General features: G+C 75.0%; 22 protein-coding genes and 1 pseudogene. 16 read left to right on the forward strand and 7 right to left on the reverse strand.

The features are described from left to right. Positions 1–34: 34 nt before the first annotated feature. From F8R89_RS33900 to F8R89_RS33915, 4 genes are read left to right on the forward strand one after another with little or no spacing between them, the layout of a single operon-like run. Positions 35–538, forward strand: coding sequence for an SRPBCC family protein (locus F8R89_RS33900; RefSeq protein ID WP_151787588.1), 504 nt, complete (start codon positions 35–37; stop codon positions 536–538). Continuing rightward, a complete protein-coding gene (locus F8R89_RS33905; protein ID WP_151787589.1) occupies positions 531–2,150 on the forward strand; it encodes a phytoene desaturase family protein in 1,620 nt (539 codons plus the stop codon). Before F8R89_RS33900 ends, F8R89_RS33905 begins: the two co-directional genes overlap by 8 nt. 48 nt (positions 2,151–2,198) lie before the next feature. Further along, complete coding sequence (locus F8R89_RS33910) at positions 2,199–2,660, forward strand: hypothetical protein (protein ID WP_151787590.1); 462 nt, start codon at positions 2,199–2,201, stop codon at positions 2,658–2,660. Between the two features lie 31 nt (positions 2,661–2,691). Next, a complete protein-coding gene (locus F8R89_RS33915) occupies positions 2,692–3,573 on the forward strand; it encodes an SDR family oxidoreductase (RefSeq protein ID WP_151787591.1) in 882 nt (293 codons plus the stop codon). Between the two features lie 421 nt (positions 3,574–3,994). Here F8R89_RS33915 and F8R89_RS33920 read toward each other — a convergent pair whose 3' ends face one another. Then, positions 3,995–5,122, reverse strand: a complete 1,128-nt coding sequence (locus F8R89_RS33920) for a hypothetical protein (protein ID WP_151787592.1) — start codon at positions 5,120–5,122, stop codon at positions 3,995–3,997. A gap of 113 nt (positions 5,123–5,235) precedes the next feature. Continuing rightward, positions 5,236–5,637, reverse strand: a complete 402-nt coding sequence (locus tag F8R89_RS33925) for a VOC family protein (protein ID WP_151787593.1) — start codon at positions 5,635–5,637, stop codon at positions 5,236–5,238. Between the two features lie 95 nt (positions 5,638–5,732). Between F8R89_RS33925 and F8R89_RS33930 the strand changes: the two genes are divergently transcribed. Further along, the gene (locus F8R89_RS33930; protein WP_151787594.1) at positions 5,733–6,800 is read left to right on the forward strand and encodes a helix-turn-helix transcriptional regulator; all 1,068 of its coding nucleotides are present in this window, start codon (positions 5,733–5,735) and stop codon (positions 6,798–6,800) included. Positions 6,801–6,866: 66 nt separating this feature from the next. Here the strand turns inward: F8R89_RS33930 and F8R89_RS33935 are convergent, their stop codons facing one another. From F8R89_RS33935 to F8R89_RS33945, 3 genes are all read right to left on the reverse strand, one after another. Continuing rightward, a complete protein-coding gene (locus tag F8R89_RS33935; protein WP_151787595.1) occupies positions 6,867–7,298 on the reverse strand; it encodes a hypothetical protein in 432 nt (143 codons plus the stop codon). A gap of 28 nt (positions 7,299–7,326) precedes the next feature. After that, positions 7,327–8,166, reverse strand: a complete 840-nt coding sequence (locus tag F8R89_RS33940) for a DUF1206 domain-containing protein (protein WP_151787596.1) — start codon at positions 8,164–8,166, stop codon at positions 7,327–7,329. A gap of 185 nt (positions 8,167–8,351) precedes the next feature. Further along, positions 8,352–8,996, reverse strand: a complete 645-nt coding sequence (locus F8R89_RS33945; protein ID WP_151787597.1) for a dihydrofolate reductase family protein — start codon at positions 8,994–8,996, stop codon at positions 8,352–8,354. 254 nt (positions 8,997–9,250) lie between these two features. Between F8R89_RS33945 and F8R89_RS33950 the strand changes: the two genes are divergently transcribed. The 10 genes and pseudogenes from F8R89_RS33950 to F8R89_RS33995 all read left to right on the forward strand — a co-directional run bounded on the left by F8R89_RS33950 (position 9,251) and on the right by F8R89_RS33995 (position 19,983). After that, a complete protein-coding gene (locus F8R89_RS33950) occupies positions 9,251–10,162 on the forward strand; it encodes an alpha/beta hydrolase (RefSeq protein WP_151787598.1) in 912 nt (303 codons plus the stop codon). A gap of 141 nt (positions 10,163–10,303) precedes the next feature. After that, positions 10,304–11,896 (forward strand): annotated as a pseudogene (locus F8R89_RS33955) (helix-turn-helix transcriptional regulator); the annotation flags it as partial. Between the two features lie 215 nt (positions 11,897–12,111). Further along, a complete protein-coding gene (locus F8R89_RS33960) occupies positions 12,112–13,413 on the forward strand; it encodes a helix-turn-helix domain-containing protein (protein WP_151787600.1) in 1,302 nt (433 codons plus the stop codon). A gap of 98 nt (positions 13,414–13,511) precedes the next feature. Then, positions 13,512–14,078 carry a PH domain-containing protein gene (locus F8R89_RS33965; RefSeq protein ID WP_151787601.1) on the forward strand — a complete coding sequence of 189 codons (567 nt, stop codon included), beginning with the start codon at positions 13,512–13,514 and terminating at the stop codon, positions 14,076–14,078. Positions 14,079–14,261: 183 nt separating this feature from the next. Then, positions 14,262–15,080 (forward strand): ABC transporter ATP-binding protein, encoded by an 819-nt coding sequence (locus F8R89_RS33970; RefSeq protein ID WP_151787602.1) that lies wholly within the window; start codon positions 14,262–14,264, stop codon positions 15,078–15,080. Continuing rightward, a complete protein-coding gene (locus F8R89_RS33975) occupies positions 15,077–15,877 on the forward strand; it encodes an ABC transporter ATP-binding protein (RefSeq protein WP_151787603.1) in 801 nt (266 codons plus the stop codon). The genes F8R89_RS33970 and F8R89_RS33975 overlap by 4 nt, the downstream gene beginning before the upstream one ends. Next, on the forward strand, positions 15,874–16,773 hold the full coding sequence (locus F8R89_RS33980; RefSeq protein WP_151787604.1) for a branched-chain amino acid ABC transporter permease: 900 nt from the start codon (positions 15,874–15,876) through the stop codon (positions 16,771–16,773). The genes F8R89_RS33975 and F8R89_RS33980 overlap by 4 nt, the downstream gene beginning before the upstream one ends. Continuing rightward, the gene (locus F8R89_RS33985) at positions 16,766–17,917 is read left to right on the forward strand and encodes a branched-chain amino acid ABC transporter permease (RefSeq protein WP_413251282.1); all 1,152 of its coding nucleotides are present in this window, start codon (positions 16,766–16,768) and stop codon (positions 17,915–17,917) included. Before F8R89_RS33980 ends, F8R89_RS33985 begins: the two co-directional genes overlap by 8 nt. Continuing rightward, on the forward strand, positions 17,914–19,206 hold the full coding sequence (locus F8R89_RS33990) for an ABC transporter substrate-binding protein (protein WP_151787605.1): 1,293 nt from the start codon (positions 17,914–17,916) through the stop codon (positions 19,204–19,206). The genes F8R89_RS33985 and F8R89_RS33990 overlap by 4 nt, the downstream gene beginning before the upstream one ends. 99 nt (positions 19,207–19,305) lie before the next feature. Further along, positions 19,306–19,983, forward strand: coding sequence for an adenosylcobinamide amidohydrolase (locus F8R89_RS33995; RefSeq protein ID WP_413251283.1), 678 nt, complete (start codon positions 19,306–19,308; stop codon positions 19,981–19,983). Positions 19,984–20,275: 292 nt separating this feature from the next. Here F8R89_RS33995 and F8R89_RS34000 read toward each other — a convergent pair whose 3' ends face one another. Then, on the reverse strand, positions 20,276–21,160 hold the full coding sequence (locus F8R89_RS34000; RefSeq protein ID WP_151787606.1) for an IS982 family transposase: 885 nt from the start codon (positions 21,158–21,160) through the stop codon (positions 20,276–20,278). A gap of 62 nt (positions 21,161–21,222) precedes the next feature. Next, positions 21,223–22,344, reverse strand: a complete 1,122-nt coding sequence (locus F8R89_RS34005) for an AI-2E family transporter (RefSeq protein WP_151787607.1) — start codon at positions 22,342–22,344, stop codon at positions 21,223–21,225. 160 nt (positions 22,345–22,504) lie between these two features. Here F8R89_RS34005 and F8R89_RS34010 point away from each other — a divergent pair, with 160 nt between their 5' ends. Beyond that, the gene (locus F8R89_RS34010) at positions 22,505–24,637 is read left to right on the forward strand and encodes an FUSC family protein (protein WP_151787608.1); all 2,133 of its coding nucleotides are present in this window, start codon (positions 22,505–22,507) and stop codon (positions 24,635–24,637) included. The last annotated feature ends 2 nt before the right edge of the window (positions 24,638–24,639 follow it).

Consider the following 24,639-nt stretch of genomic DNA (forward strand, 5'->3'; position numbering starts at 1 on the left):
CGCCCGACGCGGTCCCGGCACCTGGGAGGTCTCCGTGGCCGTACGCCATCGTCTGATACACGTCGGGCCCAGTGCCGTCTGGGACGTCCTGGAGGACGGCAGCCGGTACGCGGAATGGGTCGTGGGCACCGCACGGTCCGAACCCGTCCGCGGACAGTGGCCGCAGGAGGGCGCGGCGATCCGCTACGAGATCAGGATCGGCCCGGCCCGGCTGTCCAACGAGACGGTCGTGCGCCGGTACGAGGAGGGCCGCCTGCTGGAGCTGGAGGCCAAGGCGGGCCCGCTGGGCACGGCCCGCATCTCGGTCGAGGTCCGCCCATGGGGTGAGAAGACCCTGGTCATCGTGGACGAGCACCCCCTCCAGGGAGCCGGCGGCATGCTGCACAACGCCGGCTTCGAGGCGCTGATCCAGCTCCGGCACCGCACCATGCTGGCCCGCCTCGCGCGGATCTGCGAGGGCGAGGCGACCCCGGACGAGCGGCCGGACCGGCAGGACACCGCCGGCCCGGCGGAGGCGTACGGGGCCGGGCATGCCTGACGCCGTGGTGATCGGCGCCGGCCCCAACGGGCTGGTCGCCGCCAACGTCCTCGCCGACGCCGGATGGCATGTGGAGGTGCTGGAGGAACAGCCGGAGCCCGGCGGTGCCGTCCGCCACGACCGGGGCGTCGACCCCGACTTCGTCAACGACCTCTTCAGCTCGTTCTACCCGCTCGCCGCCGCGTCGCCGATCGTGGCCGGGCTGCGCCTGGAGAACCACGGGCTGCGCTGGAGCCACGCGCCCAGCGTCGTCGCCCACCCCCTCACGGACGGCAGCTGCGCCCTGCTCGACCGCGACGTCGACGTCACCGCCGCCTCCCTGGAGGCGTTCGCGCCGGGCGACGGGGACGCCTGGCGGCGCCTCCACGACATCTGGGAGCGGCTGCGCCCCGACCTGCTGGACACCCTGTTCACCCCGTTCCCGCCCGTGCGCGCGGGAGCGCGGCTCGCCCTGCGGCTGCGGGCCGCGGGCGGACTGCGCATGGCCCGCAGCCTCGTCCTGCCGGTGCGCCGCCTCGGCGAGGAGGAGTTCCGCGGCCAGGGCGGCCGGTTGCTGCTCGCCGGCAACGCCCTGCACGCCGACCTCGCCCCGGAGTCCGCCGGCAGCGGCGGCTTCGGCTGGCTGATGACGATGCTCGGCCAGACGTACGGCTTCCCCGTCCCGGCCGGCGGGTCCGGCGCGCTGACCGACGCCCTCGTACGGCGGCTGCGCTCGCTCGGCGGCGAGGTGCGCTGCGGGCAGCGCGTGGAACGGGTCGTCGTCCGCGGCGGACGCGCCGCCGGCGTACGGACCGCGGCCGGCGACACCGTGGCGGCCCGCCGGGCCGTCCTGGCCGACCTGTCCGTGCCCGCCCTCTACGGCGGCCTCGTCGAACCCGAGCATCTGCCCCCGCAGGTCCTGGACGACCTGCGGCGCTTCCAGTGGGACTTCGCCACCTTCAAGGTGGACTGGGCGCTCGACGGGCCGGTGCCCTGGCAGGCCGAGCAGGCGGCCCGCGCCGGCACCGTGCACCTCGCCGACGGCGTCGACGAGCTCACCCGCTTCGCCGCGCAGATCGCCATGCGGCAGGTCCCGGACCGGCCCTTCCTGCTCTTCGGCCAGATGACCACCTCCGACCCGTCCCGCTCCCCGGAGGGCACCGAGTCCGCCTGGGCCTACACCCACGTGCCCCACGACATCCGCGCCGACGCCGGCGACGAGAACATCACCGGCATCTGGAACGCCAAGGACGAGGAGCTCATGGCCGACCGGGTGGAACGCCAGGTCGAACGCTTCGCGCCCGGCTTCCGCCGGCTGATCCGCGCCCGCCGCGTCCTCGCGCCGCCGACCCTGCAGTCCCTTAACGGCAACCTGATGGGCGGCGCCATCAACGGCGGCACCACCGCCATGCACCAGCAGCTCTTCTTCCGGCCCCTGCCCGGCACCGGGCGCCCGGAGACCCCCGTCCCCGGACTGTTCCTGGCCTCCTCCGGCGCTCACCCGGGCGGCGGAGTGCACGGCGCGCCCGGCGCGAACGCCGCACGCGCCGCCCTGCACCGCAACCGGCCGCCCGGACTGGCCCGCGCCCAGCGCTATCTGAGCGGCCGCGACCGCACCGGCACGCGACGATGACCCCATGCCCCGCCCACCGCTGACCGCACGACGCCGTCGAGGAGAACGATGACCACGCACGACGACGCCCCCACCAGCCGTGACCGTATCCGGCCCCGCCCCGCCGGCGTCGACGACAAGACCGTCGAGGCCCTCGGAGCGCTGTCCAAGGCCCTGGAGACGACCGAGCGGGCCCGCGGGCGCCTCTACGACTTCCACCAGCTGACCGGGACCGCCGACCTGCAGCTCGACCGCGCGGTCGAGCTGCTGCGCGAGGCCGGGCACCCCGAGTGGGCCGAGAAGGTCCGCGAGGAGATCCTCGGCCGCAACGTCATCCCCGGGCACTGGACGTTCCAGATCATCGAGGCCTACAACGCCACCTACTACCGGCCGTTCCAGCAACTGGAGGCCAGTGCGCTGCAGGAGCTGGCCGACGGCGCGGACCACCTGCTCGAGGCGGAGATGAAGGAGGAGCGCCGCACCCCCGGCCACCCCCACCACACGCCGCTGCCACCGACCGAAGAGTCCTGAGCCGCCCCGCCACCGAGAGGAGGGACCGCCCGTGCGCAGCAGCCCGCTCGCCGACCGGACGGTCGTCGTCACCGGAGCCGCCCGCGGCCTGGGCGCCGCCATGGCCCGGCAGATCGCCGGACGAGGCGCCCGCCTGGCCCTGCTGGGCCACGAGAGACCGGAACTGGAGGCGCTCGCCGAGGAACTGCCGGGACCGGCGCTGGCCGTCGAGGCCGACATCACCGACCCCGACGCCCTCGCGGACGCCGCCGCACGCGTCCGGGCGGGCCTCGGGCCCGTGTCCGCCCTCGTGGCCAACGCCGGGATCGCCGAGGGCGGGCCCTTCCCCTCCTCCGACCCCGCCGACTGGGCCCGTGTCATCGAGGTCAACCTCACCGGCAGCGCCCACACGGCACGCGCCTTCCTGCCGGACCTGTTCGACACACGGGGGTTCCTCCTCCAGGTCGCCTCGCTCGCCGCGATCGGCGCCGCACCCCTGATGAGCGCCTACTGCGCGTCCAAGGCGGGCGTCGAGGCCTTCGCGCACGCCCTGCGCGCCGAGGTGGCGCACCGCGGGGTCGGCGTGGGCGTCGCCTACCTCAACTGGACCGACACCGACATGATCCGGGACGCCGACCGGTACGCCGTCCTGCGCGAACTGCGTGGCCACATGCCGCCGCCCGCCCGCCGGGTGTACCCGGTCGACCAGGTCGCCGCCCGCCTGGTCAACGGCCTCGAACGCCGCCGTACGGCCGTCTACGCCCCGGCATGGCTACGGCTGACCCAGCCGGTACGCGCGGCGATGCCCCCGGTCGTCCTACGCGTCGCCCGCCGCGCCATGCCCCGCCTGGAAGCGGAGATCCCCTTCGACCACACAGGCCTCCTGGGCGCAGGAGGCCAGGCCGACCGGAGGGCTGCGGCCGGGGGAGGCTGAGGGCGCCTCCGGCACGCGGTGTGCGGGGCGCTCACCCGTCAGGCGGGGGAGGGGGCGGGCCGCCTGCCCCCCGGTCCTGGGGCGAGCGGGACGGCGGCAAGGTGCGGCGCGGAAGGCTACAGGCACCACCCGGCGCGGGTCAGGGCTGGTACCGCCCGTGGTACTCGTGCGGTGCGCTCGGCGGTCAGGCGGGGGTGCGGTGCCCGTCCGGTCCCGAGCGAGCCGAGCGATGGCGAAGTGCCGGGCGCACCGCCCGAGGCCCCCGGTGAGCGTCAGACGGCCGGAACCGGCTGCGGAGCCGCTGTGGTGCACTGCATCCGTCAGCCGGACGGTGGCGTAGGCCGCCCTGCCGGCATGGTCCCGCAGCGGACCGGACGGTGGCGAAGTGCCGGGCGCACCGCCCGAGGCCCCCCGGCGGGCGTCAGGCGGCCGGCACCGGCTGCGGGGTCGGCGTGGTGCGTTCGCTCGTCAGGCGCAGGGTCGCGTAGGACACCGTGCCCGCAAGGGTTCCGAAGGTGAGGGCGGCCGGGATGTGGGTGCCCAGGGTGGCCAGGAAGTGGGTCGGGCCCCAGACGGACAGGGTGTCGTCCAGGGGGATGCGCAGGATCTGGCCCGCGAGGAGGGCCAGGACCGTCGCGCAGACCCCGCCCACCGCCATCGCCGGGAAGGTGACCCGTGTCAGCAGGCCCGGCAGCAGCCGCAGGGCCCACCACACCACCGCCAGCATCAGCACGTCGACGAGGCGGTACGCCAGCCAGTCGCCGAACCCCGTGGACCCCGGTCCCGTCCAGCCGCCGAGGATCAGCCACTGGCGCAGCAGGTCGCCGGGCTCGGACAGCCGTCCCGAGCCGCTGAACGCGGTGTGGACGCGGGCCGCCACCCGGTCGTAGGACAGGACCAGCAGGGACACGGCGACCAGCGCGGTGCCGAGGGACGCGGCCAGGCGGGCGGGGCGGGCCGGCACCGGGGACCGCGGCGACGTCTCCCCGTCCTTGGCCACCACCCGCCCCACCAGCACCGTGAGCCCGGCGGTGAGCAGGGCCACGAGCACCGCCACCGGTCCGCTGGACTCGATCCCGGCGGCCAGCCGCGGCAGGAACCGGTAGCCGCCCTGCCCGCCCGAGGCGATCAGCCACGGGGTGGAGACGGCGGCCGCCAGCGTCCCGGCCACCGGCCCCCACGCCCACAGCGCGAGCAGCGTGCCCGGCGTCCGCCCGTGCGAAGGCGGCATCCGGCGCAGCAGGAGCAGCGCGCCCGCCCCGTAGAGGGCGAAGAGCGCCACGAATCTGATCTGCATCCCGGTGCGACGCAGGTCGGAGTAGTCGGGGGTCCCGCTCACCCCCGTGCCGTCACCGGCCGACGTCAGCACCGAGGGGTCGTAGGCCCAGGGGGCCAGCCAGCGCCGTAGCTCCAGGACGGACTCGATGCCGAGCACCCGGGTGGCGCCCTGGAGCTGGAGGACGTGGGCGCTCGCCCCGGCCCACCACAGCAGCAAGGTGATCAGTACGGCCCCGGTCAGTGCCGGTATCGCCGCGCGTCGGTACGTCATGTCGTCCCCCGTCCGTCCTGGGCCCGTCGTCGATGGCGGGCAGCGGAAGGATAGAGGGAGTCGATCTTCGAACGCGGCCCCGTGGCCGAAACACGACCCCGCCGCCCCCGGGGTCAGTCCCGCCCGAACTTCTGCCTGGCCGCCGGGGTGACCGGGGTGAAGAAGTTCACGAGCGTGCCGTCGGGGTCGCGGAAGAGCAGGGACCGGTTGCCCCACGGCATCGTGGTGGGGCCGGCGACCACGTCGTCCACGACGCCTGTCAGGTTCTCGTGCACGCGGTCCACGTCGTCGACGAGGAACTCGATGATCACGCTGTGGTTGTCCGCCGGACGCGCGGACCCCGGGGCGAACAGCGGGACCGTGCCGGTGCCGGCGATCGCGAGGGTCGCCCCCGGCGTCCTGAGCTCGGCGAACTCCTCGGTGGCCCAGCTCGCGGCCACCCCCAGGGCACGCTCGTAGAACGCGACGAGGCGTGCCACATCGGCGGTGATCATACGGACGGAGACGAACTGCATGGGACTCTCCCAGGTCGTGCCGGACTGCTTGTACCGGTGAGGCTAGGAGAGATAGAGGACAGAATCGGTCCTGTACAGGTGGTAGCTTTCGGCGTATGCCCCGACCCACCGCCCGAGTCCTGACCCTCCTGGAGCTGCTGCAGTCCGGCGGCACCCGCACGGTGGCCGAGCTGGCCGAGAGACTCGGCGTCGACGGGCGCACCGTGCGGCGGTACGTGGACCGGCTGCTCGAGCTGGACGTCCCCGTCGAGTCGGTGCGCGGCCGCTACGGCGGCTACCGGCTCGGCCCCGGCTACCGGCTTCCTCCGCTCATGCTCGGCGACGAGGAGGCGCTCGCCGTACTGCTCGGCCTGGTCGCCGGGCGCCGGGCGGGGCTGACCGGGCCTCAGAGCACGGCCGCGGAGACGGCGTCGGCGAAGATCCGGCGCGTGCTGCCCCGGCACCTCGCCCACCGGCTCGACAGCCTCCTGGGATCCCTCGCCTTCACCGCGCGATCCGAAGGACCCGATGGAGCCGATACACCCGAAGTGCGGGACACCCCGGACGCCGGTGTGCTGCTCACCCTCGCCGACGCCGTGCGCCACCGCCGTCCCGTCGCCGTCCGGTACACCGACCGCGAGGGGCGCCGCAGCGACCGCACCCTGCACCCGTACGGGATCGTCGGGCACGCGGGCCGGTGGTACGTCACCGGCCGGGACGCCGGGATCGACGAGGACCGTACGCTCCGGCTCGACCGGATCGCGGACGCGCGGGCCCTGCCCGGCTCGTTCCCGCCCCCGGAGGGGCCCGGTCCGGCGGAGCGTGTCGTGTCCGGGTTCGCCACGGCCGGATACCGGCACGAGGTGACCCTGCGGATCCGGGCGACGCCGGGCGAGATCCGCGCGCACCTGCCGGCCGGCGTCGCGGTCCTGGAGGACCCGGGGGACAGGGAGGGCCAGGGCGGCACCGACAGGCCGTGGCTGCGGGCCGAGCTGCGCGCGGAGCGGCTGGAGTGGCTGCCTCCGGTGCTCGCCGCCCTCGACCGGCCCTTCGTCGTCGAGCGCCCCGCCGCCCTGCGCGACCTCGTCGCGGCGCTCGCCGACCGCCTGGCGGCCTCCGCCCGCCGCACCTCGCCCGACCCCGAGCCCGCCCCCGAGCCCGAGGGACCGGCACCGGCGTCCTGAGCGGGCATGCCGAAAGGGTGCCCGGGGAGCCGTGGCTCCGGGGGCACCCTCGGTGGTCGCGCTGGTTCAGAAGTCGGTGGAGAGCCCGCTGACCTCGGCGATGCCGCGCAGCTCCTCCGTCTCCTTGTGCCGTTCCCTGATGTAGTCGGCGATCTCGCCGAGGCGGATCGGGTCGGAAGCGGTCATGGCGTCGGTGACGATGCGAACCGGACCGGTCTCGTCGACGTCGATCTCGACCACCTCGTTGTCCATGCGGCCGGTGACCGCGGTGGCGATCACGAGGGCGGCCTCCTCACGGACCTCTTGGGGCAGGTCGTCGGCCCCGGAGTCGAGCGCGAGGTCGAGGCTGGACAGGCGCTCCTCCTCGATCGCCTGGAGCACGGGCTCCACCAGGCGTCGCAGGAGGCGGTAGTCCTCCGTGTCCATCCGAATGCGCAGGAGGTCCAGGTACACGTCCACGGGCCGGCCGTCGCCTTGCGGAATCTCGAATTCGCTCATTCGCCCCGTGTTTCCCGCGCGGCGCGGCTCACACACGACGCCAGCGGGCGAGTGCGAAGGAGAACAGTCCGAACAGCACCAGCCCCGCCGCCACGCACACCAGCAGCCACGGCCCGAGCGGCGTGTCGGCCAGGCTGCGCAGCGTGTCGTCCATGCCCTTCGCCTTGTCCGGCTCGTACTCGACGGCGGCACGGACGGCGAAGACGCCGGCCGCCGCGAACACCAGGCCGCGGGCCGCCCCGCCGCCCACGCCGGTGATGTCGACCAGCCGCCGGGTGCGGCGGCTCATCCGGCCCAGCTGGAGCTTGTCGTGGTACTTGCGCAGGACCGCGCGCGCCCCGATCCAGACACCGGCGGCCACGACGCCGATCCCGGCCGCGGCGACCAGCCACTGACCGGCGGGCAGCTCCAGCGCCCGTGCGGTGACGTCCCGCGACTGCTTGTCGCTCGACCCGCCGCCGCTCTGGTGCCGGGTGGCGGCGAAATAGAGCACGGAGTAGGCCACGAAGACGTAGAACCCGCAGCGGGCCGCGGCCAGCAGCCGCTTGCGCGGGCTGCGCCCGTCCTCGCCGAGGGAGCCGAAGACGGCCTCGCTCAGCCGCCACAGCGCCATGCCGACCAGCCCGATGCCCAGCGCCCACAGCAGGACCGCGCCGAACGGCCGCTGCGACAGCTCGGCCAGAGCGCCCCCTCGGTCGGCCTGCTGTCCGGTGTCGCCGAACGCGACTTGCAGGGCCAGCGCCCCGACCAGCAGATAGATCACCCCGCGCGCGGCCAGCCCGGCGCGTGCCGCCCCCCGCGTGACCGACCCCCGTGCGGCCCGCCGGGCCCGCAGCCGTCCGGTCGACGCCATCGCACTCGTGTTCATGTAGACCTCCCGGACATGCGGATGCCCCGGCGGCGCCACCGCACACGCGGCGCTTCCACCGGGGCCGTCCGGCGCGTGACCGGCGGGAACACGGGAGCCGGGAGGGGACCGTGTGCCGGAGGGGTCGGCGGCCGGCCAGGTCGAACGGCGGCCAGTTGATCGAAGGGCGGCCGGTCGGTCGAACGTCAGCCGGTCCGGTCGAACGTGAGATGCGTGACGCCGCTCGACGTCGTGACGGTGTCGACGGCGTAGTCCTTCTCCAGGCCCTCGAGGCCGTCCCAGAGGCGGACGCCCCGCCCCAGCACGATCGGCACGACCACCACGTGCAGATGGTCGATCAGCCGGGCGGCGAGGAAGTCCCGGATGACGGTGGGGCCCCCGCCGATCCGCACGTCCTGCCCGCCCGCGGCCTCGCGTGCCGTCTCCAGCGCGGCGGCGGGGGAGGCGTCGAGGAAGTGGAACGTGGTGCCGCCCTCCATGGTGATCGGCGGCCGGGTGTGCCGGGTCAGGACGAACGTCGGGGTGTGGAACGGCGGATTGGGCCCCCACCACCCCTTCCAGTCGGGGTCCTCGTGCCAGCCCGGGCAGCCGTACTTGCCGGCGCCCATGATCTCGGCGCCGATCCCGGGCTCGAACTGCCGGACGAACGCGTCGTCGGCGCCGCCGGTCCCGCCCTCCTCGCCGGTTCTCCCGCGCCACCAGCGGGTGGCGAACATCCACTCGTGCAGCCGTTCCCCGGCGTGCCCGAACGGCGCCTCGCGGCTGAGTCCCTCGCCGGTGGCGAAGCCGTCGAGCGAGACCGAGAAGTTGTGCACACGGGCGAGTGACATGGGCGGCTCCCTGCTTCCGCGGCCGGAGATTCCCTGCACCAGCTTGGCCGCTCCCCGGCCGTCGCGCAGCGGAACGGCGCACGGCGCGTCGTGCGCGCCGAGAAGACCGGTGACATTGCCGGTCCGCACGGGCCGCACGGTCCCCGACAGTGACACGGCCACCCACGGCGGGCCCCGCCGCGGGCACGCGGCCGACTCCCCATGTCCCGTGTGCCCGTGGCGCCGGCCGCCCGCCACGACAGAGAGGACGACCCGTGCGACTGCACCCCCACAGCACCGCCCCCGCGAGGCGCCGGACCGGACGCCTGGCCGGCGCCGCCGCGGCCCTCGCCGCGCTCGTCGGACTCGGGACCCTCGGCGGTCCGGGCGCCCACGCCGCCGACAACCCGTACGAGCGCGGCCCGGCGCCGACCACCTCCAGCATCGAGGCCCTGCGCGGCCCCTACGCCGTGTCGCAGACCTCCGTGTCCTCGCTCGTGGTCACCGGGTTCGGCGGCGGCACCATCTACTACCCGACGTCGACCAGCGACGGCACCTTCGGCGCCATCGCCGTCTCCCCGGGCTTCACGGCGTACGAGTCGTCGATCGCCTGGCTGGGGCCGCGGCTCGCCTCGCAGGGCTTCGTGGTGTTCACCATCGACACGCTCACCACGGTCGACCAGCCCGACTCGCGGGGCCGCCAGCTCCTGGCCGCGCTGGACTACCTGACCGAGCGCAGTTCGGTGCGCGGGCGGATCGACGCGAGCCGCCTCGGCGTGATGGGCCACTCGATGGGCGGTGGCGGCAGCCTGGAGGCCGCCAAGACCCGTCCGTCGCTCCAGGCGGCGATCCCGCTGACCCCGTGGAACCTCGACAAGACCTGGCCCGAACTCACCACGCCGACCCTGATCTTCGGCGCGGACGGCGACACCATCGCCCCGGTCGCCACCCACGCCAAGCCGTTCTACAACACCCTGCCCTCGAACCTCGACCGGGCGTACCTGGAACTGAACGCGGCGACCCACTTCACGCCCAACACGTCGAACACGACGATCGCGAAGTACAGCATCTCCTGGCTCAAGCGGTTCATCGACAACGACACCCGCTACGAGCAGTTCCTGTGCCCGCTGCCCCGGGCCAGCCTGACCATCGAGGAGTACCGGGGCAACTGCCCCCACACCTCCTGAGGTTCCCCCACAGGCGGGCGGTGGACGCGACCACGGCGTCCACCGCCCCGTTGTGCCGGGGCACGGTCCCCGGCGCGCACGGCTGGGCGGCGGCACAGTCCCGCCACCCCGCCTCCCTCGCCAACCCGCAGGTGGCGCGGCCTGTTCGGCCCCGCGCCCCCACGGACGCGGGCCTTCCGCGTCGCTTTACGCGCCCGTAACATCACGGGAATGACCACAGACAGGAGCAGCACGCGGACGGCTCCCCCCGAGCGGGGCCGCACCCGCGAGGAGGGCGCCGGGTCGGTCGTGGTCGACCGAGGGTGCCTCGAACTGGCGCGGGGCCGACGGCAGTTGGCCGACGGACCGGTGGACGACGCCCGGGAGAGCCTGCTGCTGGCCGCGTCCCTGCTCGCCGCCGACGCCCCCGAACTGGCCGGGGCCGCCCGGATGTCGGCGGCCGAGGCCGCCTGGGCGGCGGGCGACATCGCGGCCTGCCTGAGCACGCTCGACGGCGAGGACAGGGCGGACACCTTCTCCGGACCGGGGTGGGCCAGGGACGCCTTCCTCCAGGACCACCGCGACGGCATGCGCGCGTTGCTGGCCCGCCGCCCCGAGCACGCCGTCGGCCCGCTGCGCCGGGTGCTGGACCGCGCCCGCACCGACGACCGCCCCGACCGCCTGCTGCGGGCGGCGTCCGCGGCCCTGCTGCTCGGCGACCTCAGGGAGGCCCGCGCCGCCGGCGCCCGCGCCCTGGCCGCCGCCCGCAACGCGGACTGCGCCGCGTCGGAGGCACGCGCCCTGGAGTACCTCGCCTACGGCGAACTGCGGGCCGGCCGGCACGAGCAGGCACGCGCCCACGCCGAGGAGGGCGTACGGGCCGCGGCGGCGGCCGGGCACCGCAACACCGCGGCCAGCCACCACGCCATGCTCGCCCTGGCCGCCTCGATCGAAGGGGACACGGGCGCCGTCGAGGGGTACGCGGCGACCGCCCTCGCCGTCGCCCGCCGGCACGGCCTGGCACAGGCGGCCACCCTCGCCGAATGGGCCGTGGCCCGCGCCGACCTGGCCCGAGGCCGCCCGCTGGACGCCGCCGACCGGCTCGGCCCGCTCGTCGGACCGGGCGCCCGGCGCGGGCACTTCGCCGTGTGGATGCTCGCCGTGCCGTGCTTCGTGGAGGCCGCGGTGCTCGCCGGGCACCCCGAGGACGCGCGGACGGTCGTCGGCGACCTCGCGCTGTGGGCGGCCTTCGGCGCCGACCCGCACGCCCCGGCGCAGCTCGCCCGTTGCCGGGCCCTGCTCGCGTCCGGCGACCGGGCCGACGCCCTCTACCTGCGGGCGCTCGCCCTGCACGACGAGGCGGGCGGCGACTTCGAGCGCGCCCGCACCGAGCTGCTGTACGGCCGCTGGCTGCGCAGGCGCCGGCGTCTGCGCGAGGCCCGCGCCCGTCTCGGGGCCGCCCTGGTCGGGTTCGAGCGGTGTGGCGCCGCCGCCTGGGCCGAGCAGACCCGCGCCGAACTGCGCGCCAACGGCGCCGCGTCCAGGACCGAGCGGGCCGCGGGCCTGGCCCGGCTCACCCCGCAGCAACTGCGTATCGCCCGCCACGTGGCCGAGGGCGCCACCAACCGCGAGGTCGCCCAGCGCCTCGCCGTCAGCACCCGCACCGTCGACTACCACCTGCGCAACGTCTTCGCCGCGCTCGGCGTCCGCTCCCGCATCGAACTGGCGCTCATGGTCGGCCAGGAGGACCGGTGAGCGGCGCCGGGCCGGCCCGGTGAGGCCGGCCGTGCCCCGGCCCGGCCGAAGAATCCGGCTGCACACCCCTAGGGACCGACCGGACGGTATGTCATCCTTCAACGCAGGACGATTCGGGTGGCGACCGCCGCACGGGCAGCGCACCCCGCCGGACACCGCTGAGCCGGCCCGGCGCCGGAGCACTGCCGGGAAGCCGAGGCTGGGGGAGGACCGCGATGCATCCTGCCGTACGCACACGCGCCACGATCCGCACCGGGCCGGTGCCCGTCCCGCACCGGCGGGCCCCGCGCCTGCGGTCGCTGATCGACGCCGACGCGCTGCGCGTCCTGCACCGGGCGGCCCGCGCCCTGCTCGACGACCTCCCGGCGCTCACCGACCGCCTCCTGGCCGCCCTCGGCGAGCAGGAACCCGCGTACCGCGCCGCGCTCGCGCACGACCACGGCGCCACCTGGGAGGAGGCCCACCGCTCCCTGCGGCACAGCGTGACCTCGCTGCTCGACCCGCGCGGCACCCGGGACGCCGCGCACCGCTGCACCTGGCGGATCGGGGTCTCCCGCGCCGAGCAGGGGCTGCCGCTCGACGCCCTGCTGCACGCGTTCCGGCTCGGCGGCTCCCTGGTCTGGCAGCGGCTCGTGGAGGAGACCTCCCGCTCGGCGCCCGAGGACGTCCGGCTCCTCGTGCACGTCGCCACCGACGTGTGGGACTACGTCGACGAGCACAGCGGCATCGTCGCCGAGGCGTACCGGCAGACCGAACGGCAGCTCGCCTGGCGCCGCGAGAACCGGGCGCGCCTCCTCGCGACCGCCCTCCTCGACGGCACGAGCCGCATCGCCGACCTGCCGGAGACCGCCGAGGGACTGCGCCTGCCGGAACAGGGCCGCTACGTCGTCGTCGCGGTCGCGGGCGGCCGGCCCCAGCTGCCGGCGGGCGTCCGCGCCACCGCCGTACCACCCGGTGCGAGCGTGTACTGGCACTCAGGAGGGGAAGTGGACCACGGCATCGTCCTGGTCGGCGACGAGGGGGACGACGGGGACGACGCGGACGGCCGCGACCCCGTCGAGGCACTGGGCCTGAGCGCCGACGGCGTGCCCGGGCGGCGCGTCGGCGTCGGCGGCACCGTGAACGGCCTGGCCGCCGTCGGCGACGCCCGCCGCCTCGCCGACCTCGCGCTCGGCATCTGCCCGCCCGGGGGCGGCACGATCCGGCTCACCGAACATCTGCCCGAGGCCCTCGTGGTCTCCTGCCCCGAGCTGGGCATCACCCTCACCGAACAGGTCCTCGGCCCGCTGCTGCGCCTGGACCCGGCCGACCGGGACGTCCTGCTGGACACCCTGACCGCCTGGTTCGACTGCGACGGCTCCGCCCAGCGGGCCGGGGAGCGCCTGTACTGCCACCGCAACACCGTCCTGAACCGGCTGCGCCGCTGCGAACAGCTCACCGGCCGCTCCCTCGCCCGCCCGGTCGACGTCGTCGAGATCAGCCTCGCCCTGACGGCCCGGCGCCTCCTGCGCGGCTGACCGGCCGCGCCCGCCCCGCCCGCCGTACGGAGATGCGCGGCCGGGCGCCGGATGGTGCACTCGGGTGAGGAGGCGGGGGCCGGTCGGCTGGAGGTGCCATGGCTGACAGGGGACACCGGCGCGGGCCCCTCCCGCCCGCGCCCCGGCCCTGGCCGCACGGCGGCGTACGGACCCGGATCAACGCCGTGGCCTTCCGCGTCGCCTCCCTCGGCGTACGGCACGCGGTACGGCGGCTGCCCGAGGTGCTGAGCGAGGACGAGACCGTGGAGATGCTCGCCACGGGCACCCACGGCCACGGCACCGGCGTCCTCGTCATGACGGACCGGCGCCTCGTCCTCTACGGCCACGGCATGCTGACGCGCACCGTGGAGGAGTTCCCGTACGACCGGATCAGCTCCGTGCAGTGGACCGGCGGCCTGCTCATGGGCACCCTGCGCGTCGTCGCGGCGGGCGGCGGGACCGAGCTCCGGCAGGTGCCCACCGACCAGGGCACGGCCCTCGCCGACCTGCTGGGCCACCGCCTCGCCGCCGGCGCCCCACCCCCGCCCGGCACCGCGGGCCACATCGCCGCCCGCCTCGCCACCCTGGACGACCTGCGCGCGTCCGGCGCGATCACCGACCAGGAGCACCGGGACCGCAGGGCGGAGATCCTGAGGGCTCTCTAGGGCACGTCCGGACTCCCGGGCGTCAACGGCCTGGTGGGCACCCGCACAACCCCGGCCCACCCCCGTTGGGACCGCGCAGCGACCTGCGGCTCGGGCCTGTACCCGCCGGTCGCGGGCGTGCTGTCGTGGGCTGCCCCTCCCCCCGACGCACCCGTGCCCCCGGCACGGATCCGAGGAGACGTGATGCCCGAAGCACCACCGGACGACGAGCCCGCCCTGCGCGTCGACGCCCTCGACGTGACCTACGGACGGGCCGTGTCCGCCCTGCGTTCCGTGTCCCTGACCGTCCCGCACGGCTCGGTCGTCGCCCTGCTCGGCGCCAACGGGGCCGGCAAGACGACCCTGCTGCGCGCGGTGTCCGGCACCCTGCGCCTGCACCGCGGCGCCGTCACGGCCGGCCGGATCACCTACGGCACCACGGAACTCGACGGACGCGACCCGGTCGCCGCCGTGCGCGCCGGCGTCGTCCAGGTCCCCGAGGGGCGCCGCGTCTTCGCCGGGCTCACCGTCGACGAGAACCTGCGCACCGGCGGCCTCGGCCTCGGACGGCGCAGACCGGCGCAGGTCGACGAGGCCCGCGACCGGGTCTTCGCCCTCTTCCCGCGGCTCGCCGAACGCACCCGGCAGGCCGCGGGACTGCTCTCCGGCGGCGAACAGCAGATGCTCGCCATCGGCCGCGCCCTGATGGCCGCTCCGCGTCTGCTCCTGCTGGACGAGCCCTCCCTGGGCCTCGCCCCGCAGATGGTGTACCGGATCGCCGAGGTCGTCCGCGAGATCCACGCGCAGGGCACCGCCGTCCTGCTGGTCGAGCAGAACGCGGGCATGGCCCTGTCCCTCGCCGACACCGCGCACGTCCTGGAGGTCGGCGAGGTCCGGCTGTCCGGGCCCGCCGACGAACTCGCCCGCACCGACGCCGTACGCCGGCTCTACCTGGGGGAGACACCGGAGGCCGGCGGCACCGGAGAGGCGACGAAGACCACCGAGGGGCAGGGAGCCGCGTGACCGTCCGCACCACCGCACCGCCCGAACTGGCCGTGACGGACGTGACCGTCCGCTTCGCCGGTCTCACCGCCCTGGACACGGTGTCCTTCACCGTCGCCCCGGGCACCGTCCACGCGCTCATCGGCCCCAACGGAGCCGGCAAGTCCACCTGCTTCAACGTCCTGTCGGGACTGTGCCGCCCGGCGTCCGGCACCGTACGCCTCGGCGGCGCCGACCTGACCCGGCTCGCCCCGCACCGCATCGCCGCGCTCGGCGTGGCCCGCACCTTCCAGAACATCGTCACCACCCAGGGCACCGTCGCCGACAACCTGATGCTCGGCCGGCACGCCCTGTCCAGCGCCGGCTTCGCGGCCAGCGCGCTGCGCCTGCCCCACGCCCGCCGCGAACAGCGCGAACACCTCGCACGGGCCCGCGAGATCGCCGAACTCACCGGCCTCGCCGAGCACTTCGACAGCCCCGTCGCCCTGCTGTCCTACGGCGACCGCAAGCGCGTCGAGTTCGCGCGCGCCCTGTGCCTGGAACCGAGCGTCCTGCTCCTCGACGAACCGGTCGCCGGGATGAACGCGGCCGAACGCGCCCGCGCCGTCGAGGTCGTGCACACCGTGCGAGCCGAACTCGGCCTGTCCGTGGTGCTGGTGGAGCACGACATGGGCCTGGTGATGCGGCTCGCCGACGAGGTCACCGTCCTCGACTTCGGCCGGGTCATCGCCCACGGCACCCCCGACGAGGTGCGCGGCGACCCCGAGGTGCTGCGCGCCTACCTCGGCACCGGAGCCGACGAGGAGGACGCCGCGTGACCACCTTCCTGGACACCCTGTTCAACGGCCTCGCCCTGGGCGCGGTCTACGCCCTCGTCGCCCTCGGCTTCGTCATCATCTTCAAGGCGTCCGGCGTCATGAACTTCGCGCACGGCTCGCTGCTGCTGCTCGGCGGCTACCTCACCGCCGTGCTCCACGACGACCTCGGCTTCGCCGCCGCCCTCGCCGTGTCCGTCCTGGTCACCGCGGCCGTGGCCGGCGCCATGGACCGCTTCCTGCTCCAGGCCGGCGGGGGAGCCGACCCGCACGCCGCCCACGTCCAGACCATCGTCACCATCGGCGTCGACATCGTCATCCTCACCGACCTGTCCCGGCGCATCGGCGGCGACCTGCTCTCGCTCGGCGACCCCTGGGGCGACTCCGTCAGCGCGCTGGGCCCGGTCACCGTCGCGGACAGCCGGATCGCCGCCATCGTCGTCTCGGCTGCCGTCATCGCCGGCGTCTTCGCCCTCTTCCGGTACACCTCCTGGGGCCTGTCGCTGCGGGCCGCCGCCGAGGACGTCGAGGCCGCCTCCCTCATGGGCGTACGGCTGGTGCGGGTCCGGATGCTCGCCTGGTGCCTGGCCGGCGCCCTCGCGGCCCTCGCGGCCGTCTTCCTCGCCGCGTTCCCCGCCCCCGGCCTGGAACGGACGACCGGCCAGATCGCCCTGAAGGCGTTCCCGGCGGCGATCCTCGGCGGCATGGCGTCCCCGCCGGGCGCCCTCGCCGGCAGCCTCCTGATCGGCCTGACCGAGGCGCTCGTCGCCGGCTACCAGTCCGAACTGCACGTCCTCGGCGAGGGGTTCGGCGACGTCGCCCCCTACGCGGTGATGGTGCTCGTCCTGCTGGTGCGGCCCACCGGGCTGTTCGGCGGAAAGGCGGCGGTCCGTGTCTGAACGACCCTCCCGCGCCCGCGCGTTGCGTCTGGGCCGCACCCTCGCCGCCGTCGCCGTCCTGTGCGCCCTTCCCTTCTACCTGGACGCGTTCTGGCTGCGCATCGGCCTGTTCTCGATGGCCGCCGCCGTCGGCGCGGTGGGCCTCGGCCTGCTGTCCGGCACCGCCGGCCAGCTCTCCCTCGGCCACGCCTTCTTCCTCGCCGTCGGCGCCTACGGCTACGTGTGGCTGGCCGGAGAGCCCGGCCCGGGGCTCCCGACCTCCGTGGCCGCCGTCCTTGCGGTGCTGCTGGCCGGGGCGGCGGGCGGGCTGTTCAGCCCCGTCGCCGGCCGGGTGCGAGGCGTCTACCTGGGCGTCGCCACGCTGGCACTGGTCTTCCTCGGCCACCACGTCCTGCTCACCGCGGACTCCGTGACCGGCGGCTTCAACGGCCGTTCCGTGCCACCGCTGGAACTCGGCGGGTTCTCCTTCTCCGCCGACTCCGAACTCACGCTCCTGGGCGTGCCGTTCGGCGCCGAGGAACGCCTCTGGTACCTGGGGCTCGCCCTGTTCGCGGTCACCTGGTACACCGCCCGGGGACTGCTGCGGGGCCGCCCCGGACGCGCCCTGGTGGCGCTGCGCGACAGCGAGACCGCCGCCGCCGTGATGGGCGTCGACGTCGCCCGCCACCGCGCGGCCGCGTTCGTCGTGTCGTCGATGTACGCGGGCCTCGCCGGGGTGCTCCTCGCCCTGGCCTTCCGCCGGGTCGTGCCCGACTACTTCGGTCTCGTCCTCTCCATCGACTACCTCGCCATGATCGTCATCGGCGGGCTGGGCTCGGTCGCGGGCGCCACCGCGGGCGCGGTCTTCGTCACCGCTCTGCCCCTGCTCATGACCCGTTACGCCGACCAGCTCCCGCTCGTCGCGGCCCCGGGCACCACCGACGGCACGGTCGGCCCCACCGAGGCCGCCCGCTACCTCTACGGCGCCGCGATCGTGCTGATCCTCCTCTTCGCCCCCGACGGACTGCACGGCCTGGCCCGCCGTCTGAACGCCCGTCTGCGCACCCGCCTGCGCCGCACCCGCGCCGCGCCCCCGCCGGCCGGCGCCACCGAGTCCACCCCGTCCCCCGCGTCAGCCGCACGAGCCAAGGAGCCGACCCCGTGAAGCCCACGCACGACCCCGCGCACCGCGCCGCCCCCCGCACCAGGACCCTCCTGGCCGCGGCCCTCGCCGCCCTGCTGCTCGCCGGCACCGGATGCAGCTCCAAGGCCGACTCGTCCAAGAACGCCGGGGACGGCGCCGGCGGCGTCAAGACCGGCCCCGGCGTCACCGACAAGACGATCAGGCTCGGTGCGCTCACCGACCTCACCGGGCCGTACGCGACCCTCGGCAAGAGCATCGTGCAGGCCCAGCAGATGTGGGCCGACGAGGTCAACGCCGACGGCGGCATCTGCGACCGGCGCGTGGAGATCGCCGTCAAGGACCACGGCTACGACGTCCAGAAGGCGGTCACCGCCTACGCCGACCTCTCGTCCGACGTCGTCGCCCTGCCCCAGGTCATCGGCTCGCCCGTGATGGCCGCGCTGCTCGACGACATCGAACGCGACAAGGTGCTGACCTTCCCGCAGGCCTGGGCGGCCTCCCTGCTCGACAAGGAGTCCGTGCAGGTCCTCGGCACCACCTACGACATCGACATGATCGCCGCCGTCGACTATCTGACCCGGACGAAGAAGGTGGCCAAGGGCGACACGATCGGCCACGTCTACTTCGAGGGCGACTACGGCGCCAACGCGCTCGAAGGCTCCGAGTGGGCTGCGAAGCAGGCGGGCGTCAAGGTCGCCGGGCAGAAGATCAAGGCGACCGACACCGACCTGTCCGCCCAGGTGTCGGCGCTGCGGAAGGAGGGCGTCAAGGCCATCCTCATCAGCGCCGGACCCGCCCAGACCGCCTCGCTGGTCGGCGTCGCCGCCTCCCGGGGCCTGAAGGTGCCCGTCGTCAGCAGCGCCCCCGGCTACGCCCCGCAGCTGATGAAGACCCCGGCCGCGCCGGCCCTCGCCGCCCTGCTGCACATCGTCAGCGCGGCACCCGCCGTCAGCTCCGACCTGCCCGGCGTGCGCGAGATGGTCGCCGCCTACCAGAAGAAGTACCCCGGCTCCCTGGTGGACGCCGGCGTGCTGTCCGGCTACAACGCCGCCCGCATCATGGGCGACGACCTGAAGAAGGCCTGCGAGAGCGGCAGTCTGGCCCGCGAGGACGTGGTCGCCGCGCACCGCAAGCAGTCCGCGGTCGACGTCGGCCTCGGCACCGCGCAGGACTTCTCCGACAAGGCCCGGCCGGCCAGCACCGAGAGCTATGTGCTCAAGCCCGACGCCAAGGCGGTCGGTGCCGTGGTGAACGAGGAGGACGCGCAGACCGCGCCCGGCGTGAAGGAGTACCTGGCCTCCCGCGGCTGACGACGCGCCAGGCCGTCCCCGTACGGGACGGGCGGACCCGAACGGCCCCCGCCCGTCCCGTACGATCAGCCGGTCCCAGCGCGCAAGGAGAAGTTCCCGTTGACCGCCGTCGTACCCCCGTCCCGTCCCGCGCCCCCGCCCACGGCGATGGAGCAGCTGACCCGCACGGAGGACGGCGCGTCGCTGGGCTCCCTGCTGTGGCGGGCGGGGGAGGGCTGGCGGATGATCAGCAACGCCGTCCTCGGCGGAGGCATCGGCGAACGTGCCTGGGTCCTCAACGCGCAGGTCGCCCACGGCTACCGGCGCACCGACCCGGACCGGCACCTCGCCGAACTCGCCCGGGACGCGGGCGCGCACGGGCCGGGCGTCGGGCTGATGACGGCCGCGGACGTCCGGGCGTACGGCACCGGGCACGACGGCGGGGTCACGGCCGTCGCCACGGCGGGCCTCGGCGTGCGCGGCTGGGCGGCGGACTGGACGGAGGCCGCCGCGACGGCCGTTCGCCCCGGCACGGTGAACATCGTGGTCGCCGTACCCGCGGCCTTGACCGACGCGGCCCTGGTCAACACGGTCATGACGGCGACCGAGGCGAAGGTGCAGGCGCTGGTCGACGCCGGTCTGGACTGCTCCGGTACCCCCACGGACGCCGTGTGCGTGGCTGTGCGCCGCCCGCGCCCCGGCGAGGAGACGCACGCCTTCGGCGGCCCGCGCTCCCTCTGGGGCTCCCGCGTAGCCCGAGCCGTCCACCAGGCGGTCGACGCGGCGGCACACGCCTAGCCTAGCCTTCCGCCGGGCCTCCACCCCTCGCGCCTCACCGCCGGTGTCCGTGCTCCGCGGCCAGCAGGCGGTCGCTGCGGCCGAGCGCGTCTAGCTTTCCGCCGGGCCATCGCCTTCGCGCCTCACCGCCGGTGTGCCGTGCCCCGCGGGCAACAGGCGGTCGCCGCTACCGCACGCGCCTGGCTTTCCGCCGGGCCTCCGCCCCTCCCGCCTCACCGCCGGCGTGCCGTGCTCCGCGGCCACCAGGCGATCGGCGTGGCCGCTCTCGCCTAGATGAATGAGTCCGATGTTTTCAGTGGTCGTAGGGGATCAGTGATCGCTTGAGGGGGGCGCCGGTGGTCCAGTTGTGCCAGATGCCGGCGGCGAGGGCGAGGAGTCGTTGTCCGGTGCGGGCAAAGACTCCGGCCGGGGTTCTGCCGCCGTGCTGTTCGAGGCTGAGCTGGCCCTTGAGGGTGTCGATGACGGCTTCGATCCACTGCCGGAGCCGGGCGATCTTGCCGTGCCGGGCCGGCTCGTCCTTCCGGTCGGGCCGCACGAGGTGGGCTCCGAGGCGCTCGCTGACGAAGGTTTCGAACTCCTTCCCGGCGAAGCCCTTGTCGGCGAGGATCACCTGGCCCTGGCGGACGAGGTGGTGGTCGCGTTCCAGCAGCGCCGCCATCACCTCGCGTTCGCCGATCTTCGGGTTGGCCAGGCACCAGGTGACGGGCATGCCCTCGGCGGTGGTGACCAGGTAGAGGCGCAGGCCCCAGAAGAAACGGGAGTGGCTGCGGCAGTATCCGTAGCCGCAGTGCCCGGCCAGGGCGGAGCGTTTGACGGTCTCGCGGGAGGCCGCGCAGGGCAGCGGGGTGGAGTCGATCAGCCGCAGGTCGTCGTGCCAGGTCGGGACCTGCCGGGCCAGTGCCTCGATCACCTGACTGATCAGCGGACCTGCTGCGTTCAGGCGCTTGTTGTAGGCGGACTGCTGGGGCAGATAGCGGAACAGGTGCCCCAGCCGGGCGTGAGCGAAGCGGATCCAGTGCCGGGCCGAGGGGAAACCGAGCAGGACCTGGGCGACGGCCAGGCACAGCAGTTCGGCGTCCGTCAGTTTCGGAGGTCGCCCGATCCGGCGACAAGGCGCCACATGGTCGTCGATGAACACGTACAGTGCCGCCAGAAGGGCGTCCAGGTTTGTCTTCACACACTGACCAACGGGCGCCCTTCGCCATGGTCGCGACCAGCATGGACATCGGACTCATTCATCTAGCTCTTCGTCGGGCTCGTGACCTCGGGGCCGGTGCCCATGCCCCGCAGTGCCTGCCGCACCGACCACAGGACGGCCACGAAGGGCACGGCGACCACCGCGCCGATGAACCCGGCCGCGATGGCCCCGGCCACGACGGCGAGGGCCACGACGAGCGGGTGGAGACTCACCGCCCAGCTCAGCACCAGCGGATGCAGCACGTGCCCTTCGAGCTGCCCGATGACGACGATCAGCGCCACCACGACCAGCGCCGTCATCGGCCCCTTCGCGGCCAGCGCCACGACGGCCGCGACGGCCAGCGCGATGGGCGAGCCGATCAGCGGGATGAAGGCCGCCGCGAACTCCAGCAGCGCCAGCGGCACGGCCAGCGGCACCCGCAGCGCGAGCAGGGCGACCCCGACGAGGACGGCGTTGGTGCCCGCGACGAGCAGGATGCCGTGGGTGTACCCGGTGAAGGTCCGCCAGGCGGCCCGGCCCGCCACCCCGACCGGCCGTCGCGCGGAGGCGGGGAGCTGGTCGCAGATCCACTGCCACTGCCGGTCGCCCGAATGCGTGAAGAACACGGCGCAGAACAGGGCCAGCGCGAGCACGGTGAGGACCTCCACGAGCCGGCTCGCCCCGCTCACCGCCTCACTGATCACCGTGGACCGGTGCTCGGACAGCAGGGAGCCGATCCGCTTCTGCACATCGCGGAAGGTGTCCTCGGGCAGCCGGAACGGCGGCCCCTCCAACTGGCCCTCGATCCGGTCGATCCCCTTCTCGAACTCGCTCTGCAGGCCCTTGCGCTGATCGGCCACCGTCTCGCCGACCAGCACCAGCGCCCCGATGACCAGCGCGAGGGCGCCGATGAGGGACGTCGCGACCGCCAGCGGACGGGGGATGCGGCGGGCGAGGAGCCCCGTGACCGGGCGGAGCACGGTGGTGAGGACCAGCCCCAGGAACACGGCGACGGCGATCCGGTGGAACTGCCCGAGCACCGAGAAGGCGGCCCGTACGACGACCGCGACCGCGATGATCCGCCAGGCATAGGCGGCCGACGTCCGCAGCCAGCCCGGCACACCGGTGTCCGCGCCGCCCGGGCGACCCGGCGGCGGAGGAGACGGATCGCGGGGAGTGGCCATCTCCATGCCCCCTACCACCGCGCCTCCGGCCGATCGCGGACGGCGCCGGGAATTCGCCCGAAGGCCGGTACCCCACGACAATCAGGAGGTGTACGGCGTTTCCGGCCGCCCGATAGCCCCATGCCGTGACGCGTCGCCGTGGCGCCGGCCCGGGAGGAACATGCTGAAGCGGACCGCGATCCTGCGCCGGGCGGTGCGCGTGACGCTCGCCGCGTCCCTGGGCTTCTACACCTGCCTGTACGGCTTCGACGAGCCCGTGCTCGCCCTGTACGCCCTCTTCGCGCCGATCTCGCTGGGCCTGCTGTCCACGATCCCGGGGTCCGGGCGGCAGCGGGCCGAGATCATGCTGAAGGCCCTGCCCGTCGGCCTCGCGCTGGTGGCGCTCGGGACCGCGCTGGCCGTGCACACCTGGGCGGCCGTGCTCGGCATGCTCGTCGTGGGCTTCGGGCTGGCCTTCGCGGCCGTCGCGGGTCCCCGCCCGGCCGGGGCAGCCCCCGCGCTCCAGCTGTTCTACATCCTCGCCTGCTTCCCGCCGTACGACCCGGACGCGCTGGGGTCGCGGCTGGCGGGACTCTCCCTCGGCGTGCTGGCGCTGGTGCTGTGCGAGCTGTTCGTCCTTCCGGACCCGCCCGACCCGACCTACCGGGCCGCCCTCGCGGCGGCGCTGCGCACGGCACGCGAGGCCGTCACGGGGGAGACCGTGCTCTGCGCGCAAGCCCTGCGGGAGGCGGGCGCACGGCTGCGGCTGTCCGAGGTGGCGCCCGCGCAGCGGCCCGCCGGACCCGGACGCGCCCAGCGCGGGCTGGCGCAGGCGGGGACCGCCACCCGCCGGCTCCTCGAACAGCTGGCCCATCTGACCGATACCGGAGAGCTGCGCGCCCTCGCCACCACCGAGAGCCCGGGAACTCGGGGCGACCGGGCCCTGCGCTCGCTCCTGCCACGGGTGACGGACCTGCTCGACGCGACCGCCACCGCGCTGCGCACCGGCCGCACCGCGCCCGGCCCGCACCGGATGGACGAGGCCATCGAGGACTTCCAGCGCGTCCGCGCCCGGCAGGCCGCCGGACCGGCCGACGAGGTGCCGCCCGCGGACGTACTGCGCCGGCAGGCGCTGCTGCTGTTGCTCGCCGAGTCCGTGCGCACCCTGGAGATCGCCGTGCGGGTCGCCCTCGACGGGCGGCGCACCGCGCCCGTCGACCCGCCGGTGCTGTTCTGGTACACGTACAGCACCACCCCGCGGCTGTGGCTGCGCCGGATCACCGGGAATCTGACACCGCGCTCCGTGAAGTTCCACAACGCGCTGCGCGTCGCGCTGGCCCTGGCCGCGGCCCGGCTCGTGGCCGGGTCGCTCGACCTGGACCACGGCTTCTGGGTGCTGCTGGCCGTGCTCACCCTGAGCCGGACCACCGTCGGCGAGACCTGGGCGGCCATCCGCCTCGCCGTCCTCGGCAACCTGCTCGGCGCCGTCGCCGCCGGCGCGCTGCTCATCGGGCTGGGCCGGCACACCGACGCCTACGCCGCGCTGCTGGCCCCCGCCATGCTGCTCGCGTTCTCCGTCGGACCACTGCTCGGCATCGCCTGGGCGCAGGGGCTGTTCACCCTGGTGGTGTCCTCGGCGTTCGCCCAGATCACCCCGGCGTCCTGGCAACTGGCCGAGGCCCGCATCGTGGACGTCGTCACCGGCAGCGCGATCGGCCTGCTGTGCGGACTGCTCGCCTGGCCGGCCGGAGCGCGGGCGGAGGTGCGCCGCACCATGGCGGGACTCCTGCGCGCGTGCGGCCCCCTGATCCAGGGCACCGCCGGCATGCTCGCCGCCCTGCCCCCCGGGTCGGTGCCGCCCCCGCCGGCGGCGACCGCCCTGCACCGGTACCGGCTCGCGGAGGCCGCCTACGCGCAGTTCCGCAGCGAACCGGGCGGCGGCGGGCACGGCGGGGCCGACTGGCAGGCCGTCCTGATGACCGCGCACCACGTCTTCCTGGGCGCCCAGTGGCTGCCCCGCTTCGACCTGCCCGTCGCCGCGCTGCCGCCGTCCGCGGCCGACCGGGAACGGGCCGGAGCACGGGCCCTCGCCGAGACCACCGACCGGCTGGCCGCGCTGTGCGCCGGTGAACCGCCGCCGCCCCGGCGGACGGAGCCCCCGGCCGAGCGTCCGCCGGGGCGGCCCACGCCGGCACTCGTCGACCTCGACATCTGGCTGCGCGGCCTGGCGGCCCAGCTCGGCCGGATCGAGTCCCGGCTGCCCGGCGCGCTCGCCTCCGGCGGCGGCGCGAGCGGGCGAAACCCCGTGCCGTAGCG

This window comes from Streptomyces sp. SS1-1, from assembly GCF_008973465.1.
GTDB lineage: Bacteria > Actinomycetota > Actinomycetes > Streptomycetales > Streptomycetaceae > Streptomyces.